Origin of the sequence: uncultured Lactobacillus sp. (assembly GCF_947367125.1) — a bacterium.
GTDB lineage: Bacteria > Bacillota > Bacilli > Lactobacillales > Lactobacillaceae > Lactobacillus.
Genome location: NZ_CANBCQ010000058.1, coordinates 1 through 7,983 on the forward strand (window position 1 = coordinate 1; position 7,983 = coordinate 7,983).

Genomic DNA, 7,983 nt, shown 5'->3' on the forward strand with positions numbered 1-7,983 from the left:
TTGGATGCGACTATTAACATGAAGCGATACCTAGTAGGACTCTTAGCAAGCAATTCAACTCTTGCACGTACTACTTTTGATATTAATTCGCAAAATGGAAAATCATCTACTGATTTGTCACTTATTTTGCCATTGAGTCTTATTGCAGGCAAAGCGGTTCAAGAAGCTTACGAAAAAGGTGAAAATATTTTTGATCCTATTTCCGTAAAAGTAGTCATGTCCACCGCACTGCCAATCAATGAAGTAGGATCAGCTGAAAGTACAATCAGAGAACAATATGCTAACAGACTCACCAAAGGAAAACATGTAGTTGTATTAAACAATTTTGACACGCCAATTAGTGTTACGATCGAATTTGTAGCCGTAAAAGTCTTCAAAGAGAGAGAAGTTGCTACTGTAATCGATGTTCAACGTGAGTTAAATCTAGGAATTGATATTGGGCAAATGGTTTATAAAAAACCTACTATTGCTAAAAACACATCCGATGAGACAAATAATTTAAAGCGTTAATAGTACAAGAAACACATTAATAATTATTAATAAGCATTTTTGTTTGAGTTTTTTCTCAGCAGAAATGCTTTTTTTGTTTTTCTTGTTTTTACTTTTTCTTGCGTCTGTTTCGTAACTTTTGTCCAGAATACAACTTTGAATATATGCTTATATTTGCTTTTCTTGGTAGTTAAGTGTATACTTAATGTATACATAGGAAGGGGAACGCACTATGACTGTAAAATTAAGAAAAGTTGGAAATTCTAAAACCTTGACAGTACCTAAAGACATACTAATCACTAGTACAGAGTATACTGTGAGAAATGATGGTGTGAATATAGTTTTTACACCAGTTGTAAAGAAAAACATTTTTGCAACAAAAGAATGGAAAAACTATGATTATCAAAAAGATATGCAGAACGACTTGGAATTGCAGGAAGTAAAACCCCTAGGACGTGAGGTAATTGATTAATGATTTATCCAAAAAAAGGGGATATTGTGAAAGCAGACGCTGAACCTCATTCTGGACATGAAATGGGAGGTCACAATCCTAACAAAGGCAACATTAGAAGACACTATGTGGTAATGAGTACTACTGCTTATAATGAAGCTACACATATGTTTATCGGAATGCCAATAACAACTTCGGATAAGTATCAAGATAACCCACGTTATAAACCAATACTAATCCCTGGTGGTAATGGTGATGGTGTAAAAGGCTACGTAGTCTTATGGCAACTTCAAAATTTTGACTTTGATTCAAGAAATGGAAAAATAGTTAACCATGTAAGTGTTCAAATATTAGATAAATTACAAAAATTTGTAAATGACATGGTTGGTTCCGAATAATGTAGACAGTAGAAGATCCGACATAAGATTTGTAAAATAGCAAAAAGGCTAATCTATTGCGATTAGCCTTTTTGCTATTTTATTTTATTTAAAGCATCTTTTTGCTTAGTCTGGTCAACGTGAGTGTATAAGTCCGTTGCGCTAGTTCCTCGCTGTCCTAACTGTTGAGATACCAATACTTGAGAATGTGTTTCACTATATAATTCACTAGCCAGTGTATGCCGTAACTTATGCGGTGTTAGTCTTCTGCCAAATGCTTCGGAGTATTTGGAGACAAAGCTTTCAATCGCATTAGAAGTAATTCTTTTAGCGTGACCACGATATGAGGTCAAGAATAGTGCTTTTTCATTATCGGCTGGCTTATAACGCTCCTTACGAATTGCAACATAATCTTTTAGATATGGCATCACCCAGTTGGCAATCGGAACAGAGTCTCTTTGTCCACCCTTACGAGTAACGCTGAGCATCCCCATTTTAAGGTCAAGATCATTAACGTTAGTATTTGAAGCTTCCTGTACACGGACCCCAGTTCCTAACATCAAAGCAATTAAAGCAATATCCCGTTCTTTGTTCTTCTTAAAGTGACCAGCTACGTAGTTGCTTACCTTTCCTTCGTATTTGTTGCTAAGAAAGTCAATAAAGTCGTGTTTCATTTGACCACGGTACATATGCGCTTGAATTTCAGTTGCACGGTAATTAAGTGTCTTGGAAGCAGGGAGTGATTCGATCTTAGCCATTACGTTGCGATAGAAGTAAGGCTCTCCGTCACGATTATCCGCCATTACGGTTAAATAATGAAATAGTGAGCGCAAGGCATTAATTGAACGATTGATTGTAGTGGGGGAGTTGTACTTGTTTTGCTTATTGACGCTATTTCTTAAGTAATCAAGATACATCATAATATCTTCTCTTCTTAAGTGTTCAAGTGTAGTCAGTTCCATATCAGTATTAGCAGAAGCTTTACTGATTCCTTCCGTTCTAAGCCAAGTAAAAAAACGCCTAATTTCAGTTAAGTACTGATATTTGGTAGTAATTGATAAATTTTTAACTAAGTAGAATTCTTTGACATAGAAGGGCAGTTTATCTAATTCTTCATCAATTAATTTAGCATAATGCTTTTGATCCATATAACCACTCAAATCTAATTAAAAGTAACTAACATCAATTATACCAGCATTAATTTAGGTGATAAAGTGGCTATTATCGTCTCTTATAGTTACTACATATTCTTTGAACTCAAGAAGACGGGGCAAGATATTTATCTTGCCCCGTCTATTTAAACAGGAGTTCATTTCATTAGGTAAGAATGATGTTCAAATTAGGTACATTTAATGTCTAGTAAGTATGGGTTATCTTAATACCAACTATGAGTCATCCAGAAACTCTTTGCATTTTGCCATGAACCGTAACGAGCGCGAACATAGGCATCTGCAGTCTTTTCTTGATTGGCAGGTGACAAATCGCCATGAAGCTTATCAGGTGTTAATTGATAACGTCCGTAGGTACCTGATGAAGGGTTTCTAGCGGTGTAGCTACCGCCTGATTCACGAGCGGCAATCCATTCTTTAGCGGCTTTTTCACTACCAGTTGCACTAGAAGTGTAATTTGCTGCTGGTTGCTTAGGTGCAGAGTAGGTAGTTGAAGCTGATTGATTAGTGGTTTGGCTTTGTTGTGGTGCTTGGTAGCTTTGAGTAGGAGCTTGATAACCTGCACCAGTGCCAGAATTTGATTCTACTGATGTAGCATTAGCGCTGGTTTGAGTTTGAGAGCTTGAAGCTGTTGAGTCAGATTGGGTATTTGATTCAGTTTTACTGTTACCACTTTTAACTTTAAGAATATCCCCAATATGAATTAGGCTACCACCATTAGATAAATTGTTATCTTTAACGATTTCATCAACGGTAGTATCGTTTTCTTGAGCAATATCCCAAGTAGTATCACCTGATTTAACTGTTACAAGAGTAAAGCCATCATGTTCTTTTTGTTTTTGTTGATCTGTTTTACTGGACTTGGGGTTATTGGCAACCTTAGTTGTTTCAGCAGGGGAGTTTGTGTCAGCATGAACTGTTTGACCCAAAGCATTTGAGCCAGTAAGTGCCATAGCTGAACTCCCCAGAAATAGTAATGTATTCTTCTTATTAACTCTAACTTTCATTAGCTGTATAGTTCCTTTCTGGTTTCAATTTTATCGGTCAAATATAACTTTACTTCATAAGTATCGAAAATGGGTTTTACTTCTAATTCCTTAAAAATGCTGTTTTGTTTTACGTCATTAGTGCATTTTGGCCATTATTGAGTTTTAGGCGATTTTTTTAAGTTAAACCGTATGCTATATATAAGATTTTTTAGAAGTATGGGCTTTTTCGTTACTTATTAAAGTTAATAACAAGTGAAACAATTAAGGAAATATAGGCATGAAATCCAGTGAAATTAATCAGTTAGCCAAAGATTTTTTTAATGCAAAGGCTTATTTAAATGAGCAACTTTTACCTAATTTAAAATTAACAATTAAGCAAAAGGTAGATGAATATAAACAAAAGGACTATGAGCGCTATCAAGCAGATATTCCAGCAGAATTGTATCAAATTACGTTAGATGGTATTTCGACTTTATCAAATCATGTTTTGGAAACACGTCTTTTTCAAAATTACATTCCTTTGTTTTACAACGCAGGTGGTAAGAGTATCTCTAAAGAGACAGTTAAACTATTCTGGCTAGAACAAATTTTGCTTCAAATTGAAGAATACCAGGATCAATATGGTAATCAATTATCTAAATTAGAGAATGTACTTGACCAGCTAGACCATAATGATCTAGGACCATTAATCAATATTTTTCAATCTAGGCAAGTTAAGCAAGAAGCTAAGCAAAATATTCAGCTAATTGAAGATAATTATGATTTAATTGAAGACTTTATTAGTCAGATTACTTTTTGGGAAAACGAACTTCATGGGGATGTTCCAGTAAAAGAAAAGGTTAAGAAATCAAAGCAATTTTATTTAGACGCTTTATATCAAGCAATGCATCCCCACGTGGACAGGCTGTTACCTCATGGTGACGTTTTTCTCACATGGGTGTTAAGTCAAGCTGAAGAAATCGTCAGCAATCTTAAAGAACATAGCTATCCCGTCTATCATGAACAAATGATCCAGTTATGGAATAAATTGCAAAAAGAGCAAGCTACTAAAGATATAGCAAGTTATTCAATTAGGTTACTAGGTAGTAGCGAGTCCAATTTCCCCAACCTAGATTCTTTAATAGCTGATGATGTTACCTTGCAGGATTTAGCTATTCTTAGTCCTCAAGAGCTAAAAGCACAGTATGAAATGCCGCTTATTGAAACAGAGAAAATCATTACCAAGGCCAAGCAAGTTGTAGAAAAATTATCTAAAGAAGCATTCCCTGTATTCAACGCAGAAAACTTAACTACTGATAAGCTTCGTTTCTTAAGTTTGCTGAAATTCTGTAATAATTACTCTTTTAAGCAAAAAACACAGGAAAAACAAATTATTCAGTCCTACCGTAGTCTGCTAAGAGCTAAGTCAGTTCGAGACTCCATTGCAGTTACTAATTATGATCTGAATTTTGTTAGTGTCTATGACTACATAGACTGGCATAAAGCTACTCAATCTATTTATCAGTCAGCATTAGTTATTCATCAAGCTGGAGATAATCTTAAGTTTGATGAACTACCAGACAATAGTCTTAAACGAATTAAAGCAGATTTTATTGCTAACGGTGCGATTTACTTTTCTCTAATCGAAAAACTTACTGGTCAAGGAAAACATCGAATTACTGCCACTCTGCCTAAGGCAATCGTAGAACAGGTTAATCATTTTCCTTTAATCACTAAAGATCTTTCTGTGAATATGCGAGCTTATCAAGACTTTGGTACTAAGTATATTTTGTCTTACCGAAACGTCTTATTAGGGGATGAAATGGGTTTAGGGAAGACCATCCAAGCTATTGGTGTAATCAATCACTTATATCAAATAGGTAGCAGGTATGCTATTGTAGTTTGTCCATTAAGTATCCTAGAAAATTGGAAAATAGAGATTCATAAATGGTCTAAATTGCCTACTTATGTTTTTCGTGGTGCTAAGCGTGATAAAGAATACCAGTCTTGGTTAGATCAAGGTGGAGTATTATTGACCAATTATGAACAATGTTCACGTTTAATAGAAAAGAGAGATTTAGTTCAATTAGATATTTTAATTGTTGATGAAGCGCATTATATTAAGAATCCCGAAGCCAAGCGCTCCCAAAAGGTATATTTATTAGCTAACAGGGCATCATACAAACTATTTATGACTGGTACGCCATTAGAAAACAACGTGTCTGAAATGAAGCAGTTAATTCAAGTGCTTAACCCCGCGTTATCCCAGAAAATTAGAAACACCTTTAATGCAGGCCAACTATCTGATAGTAAATTTAAGGAAATGATTTCTACTGTTTATTTAAGAAGAAGGCGTAAGGAAGTTCTTAAAGAATTGCCTAAAATGTCAATCATTGAGCGGTGGTCTACCTTTAATGAAGAAGAACAGCATTTTTATGATTCTTGTATTGAAGAAGGTTTTGGTGGGCTAGTTAAAATGCGCAGATCAGCATTTATTGATAATGCATCAGAAAAAATTGCACAGATTAAGGAAATTGCTAGTGAAGCTAAGCAGATGGACCGTAAAGTAATAGTATTTTCCTTTTTTAAGAGGGATGTACTCTTTAAATTAGCTAAATTGCTACCTACATCCATGAATGAAGTCCTATCTGGAGATATTAGTCCAAGTCAAAGACAGCAACTAATTAGTGATTTTACTAAATCTACCAAATACAATGTTCTTCTCAGTCAAATAGAAGCAGGTGGGGTAGGTCTAAATATTCAAACCGCTAATATCGTGATTCTTTGTGAACCACAGTGGAAGCCATCTACCGAGCAACAAGCTATTAGTAGAGTATATCGAATGGGACAAACAAAAGACGTTATCGTTTACCGTTTATTGACCCTTGACAGCATTGACGCTGATCTAGTTGATCTAATTGATTTTAAACAGCTAATCTTTGATACGTATGCTAATGACTCAGCGGTGCAAGAAGCATTTATAGCACAAAAGCAAAAAGAAAACGAACAGAATATCAAGGGTATTAAGGCTAAGATTTTTCAAATAGAGAAACAGCGTCTGAAACAACGTAAAAATAAGGAAGAACAAACTAACAAAGAAAATTAAATATACAAAATGCATCCCTTCGATTGAATATCTATTCTATAGCGTTTTCCATTTTGGGGATGCATTTTTTGCTATCTGGAGAGTTTATGATTTAGATTTTTTTATCTTGTATATTGGAATTGAATCAAGGATAAATGGTCAATAAATGCTAGTTATCTTTGGTTTTAGTGAGGTATCTAAAATACCGCAAATATTCATAATATGTTGTAAAGAGGTAATTCTATGAATAAATCAGGATTGGTTAAAAGTGTTGCCGAAAAAGCTGATCTTTCACGCAAAGATGCTACGGATGCAGTAGATGCAGTGTTTAGTGCAATCACTGAAGCTTTAAGTAAAGATGAAAAGGTTCAGTTGGTTGGCTTCGGCAGTTTTGAAGTTCGTAGTCGAGCAGAACGTAAGGGTCGCAATCCGCAAACTGGTGAGGAAATTAAGATTCCAGCAACTTTGATTCCAGCTTTCAGACCTGGTAAAACTCTCAAGGATGCTATTAAGAAATAGTTAGTATTATTAACAATTTTTATTTCATTTATGCAACACAAAAAGGGTCTCGTTCTAGCGAGATCCTTTTGTTTAGAAAGGACAAGTAATGTCACAAGAACAATTTCGTGTAAGTCTTATTAAAGATGCTATTCTGATCTTAAGGATTAATTCATTACGTGAAGGCGATTATGTAGCAGGTTCTAACCAAATTTTTAATAAAAATGAACCAGCAGAAGATGGCTTTCACGGATTGAAAGCTCAGATCATTACAACTGAAAATGGTTACAGTCTTTTAGCACAAGGCTACAATTTTGATAATCCTACTTTGAATCCTAAAATTTTTGAAATGATGAAAGCTTATCGTCAACGAGTTCTTAAGATTTATAATTCAGCGACTGTAAAAGAAGTCATCTGTAAATTACAACGTAATTATGATTTTGTTGCCCCATACAATGAGTAACGAATGAATAAGAAAGGTTATTGTGGTAAAAATGAAATCAGCTTACGATTTAAGGCGAAAACGTATTAGAGAAAAAGAACAGGAAATGAAATATCAAGAAATAGTTGCTGATAAAGCTATACAAGCTCTAAAGCAAAAGCATAATGAGCAAAATCCAGTAACTGAGAATACTCCTAAAGGGAATAAACAGATTCCGACTTACTCAGAACTTTTAGATATAATCGATAAGCAAAATATGTTGATAAATAAACTTATTGCTCGTGAGAAATTAATTTTAGACAAGTTGGATCAAGTTCTTGAAAAGAAAAATTAAAAAATCCTATTATATCATGCAAGTCATGATTTAATAGGATTTTTGTTTGAACTGAATTATAAGATTTATTAAAAATCACCTTTTTAGAACTTTTTGAGACTGTAAAATAGTTTGTGTAAGGATGAATGATTCCTTAAATTTATTTCTTTAAACATTAGAAAAAGGAGTTC

8 protein-coding genes and 1 pseudogene are annotated in these 7,983 nt (G+C 34.4%); 7 read left to right on the top strand and 2 right to left on the bottom strand.

What is annotated here, in order from left to right:
- The 3 genes and pseudogenes from Q0Y84_RS11755 to Q0Y84_RS11765 all read left to right on the top strand — a co-directional run.
- Positions 1 to 510: pseudogene (locus Q0Y84_RS11755) on the top strand (hypothetical protein); the annotation flags it as partial.
- A gap of 211 nt (positions 511 to 721) precedes the next feature.
- The gene (locus Q0Y84_RS11760) at positions 722 to 961 is read left to right on the top strand and encodes a hypothetical protein (protein ID WP_297953958.1); all 240 of its coding nucleotides are present in this window, start codon (positions 722 to 724) and stop codon (positions 959 to 961) included.
- On the top strand, positions 961 to 1,338 hold the full coding sequence (locus Q0Y84_RS11765; protein ID WP_133477833.1) for a type II toxin-antitoxin system PemK/MazF family toxin: 378 nt from the start codon (positions 961 to 963) through the stop codon (positions 1,336 to 1,338). Before Q0Y84_RS11760 ends, Q0Y84_RS11765 begins: the two co-directional genes overlap by 1 nt.
- A 74-nt stretch (positions 1,339 to 1,412) precedes the next feature.
- Here Q0Y84_RS11765 and xerS read toward each other — a convergent pair whose 3' ends face one another.
- Positions 1,413 to 2,465, bottom strand: a complete 1,053-nt coding sequence (gene xerS / locus Q0Y84_RS11770; protein WP_297953962.1) for a tyrosine recombinase XerS — start codon at positions 2,463 to 2,465, stop codon at positions 1,413 to 1,415.
- 227 nt (positions 2,466 to 2,692) lie between these two features.
- Entirely contained in the window at positions 2,693 to 3,493 is an 801-nt protein-coding gene (locus tag Q0Y84_RS11775; protein ID WP_297953964.1) for a LysM peptidoglycan-binding domain-containing protein, read from the bottom strand.
- 259 nt (positions 3,494 to 3,752) lie between these two features.
- On the opposite strand from Q0Y84_RS11775, the gene Q0Y84_RS11780 reads away from it, so the two are divergent.
- From Q0Y84_RS11780 to Q0Y84_RS11795, 4 genes are all read left to right on the top strand, one after another.
- The gene (locus Q0Y84_RS11780) at positions 3,753 to 6,560 is read left to right on the top strand and encodes a DEAD/DEAH box helicase (protein ID WP_297953967.1); all 2,808 of its coding nucleotides are present in this window, start codon (positions 3,753 to 3,755) and stop codon (positions 6,558 to 6,560) included.
- A 222-nt stretch (positions 6,561 to 6,782) separates the two neighbouring features.
- Positions 6,783 to 7,058, top strand: coding sequence for an HU family DNA-binding protein (locus Q0Y84_RS11785; protein ID WP_297953970.1), 276 nt, complete (start codon positions 6,783 to 6,785; stop codon positions 7,056 to 7,058).
- Positions 7,059 to 7,146: 88 nt separating this feature from the next.
- The gene (locus Q0Y84_RS11790) at positions 7,147 to 7,500 is read left to right on the top strand and encodes a hypothetical protein (protein ID WP_297953973.1); all 354 of its coding nucleotides are present in this window, start codon (positions 7,147 to 7,149) and stop codon (positions 7,498 to 7,500) included.
- Between the two features lie 22 nt (positions 7,501 to 7,522).
- Positions 7,523 to 7,813: a hypothetical protein gene (locus Q0Y84_RS11795; protein WP_297953975.1), complete on the top strand. Its 291-nt coding sequence runs from the start codon at positions 7,523 to 7,525 to the stop codon at positions 7,811 to 7,813.
- Positions 7,814 to 7,983: the final 170 nt, after the last annotated feature.

Excerpts from the sequence above, each read along its gene's own strand:
- Q0Y84_RS11760 (WP_297953958.1), top strand. The coding sequence starts at position 722 with ATGACTGTAAAATTAAGAAAAGTTGGAAATTCTAAAACCTTGACAGTA.
- Q0Y84_RS11765 (WP_133477833.1), top strand. The coding sequence starts at position 961 with ATGATTTATCCAAAAAAAGGGGATATTGTGAAAGCAGACGCTGAACCT.
- xerS (WP_297953962.1), bottom strand. The coding sequence starts at position 2,465 with ATGGATCAAAAGCATTATGCTAAATTAATTGATGAAGAATTAGATAAA.
- Q0Y84_RS11775 (WP_297953964.1), bottom strand. The coding sequence starts at position 3,493 with ATGAAAGTTAGAGTTAATAAGAAGAATACATTACTATTTCTGGGGAGT.
- Q0Y84_RS11780 (WP_297953967.1), top strand. The coding sequence starts at position 3,753 with ATGAAATCCAGTGAAATTAATCAGTTAGCCAAAGATTTTTTTAATGCA.
- Q0Y84_RS11785 (WP_297953970.1), top strand. The coding sequence starts at position 6,783 with ATGAATAAATCAGGATTGGTTAAAAGTGTTGCCGAAAAAGCTGATCTT.
- Q0Y84_RS11790 (WP_297953973.1), top strand. The coding sequence starts at position 7,147 with ATGTCACAAGAACAATTTCGTGTAAGTCTTATTAAAGATGCTATTCTG.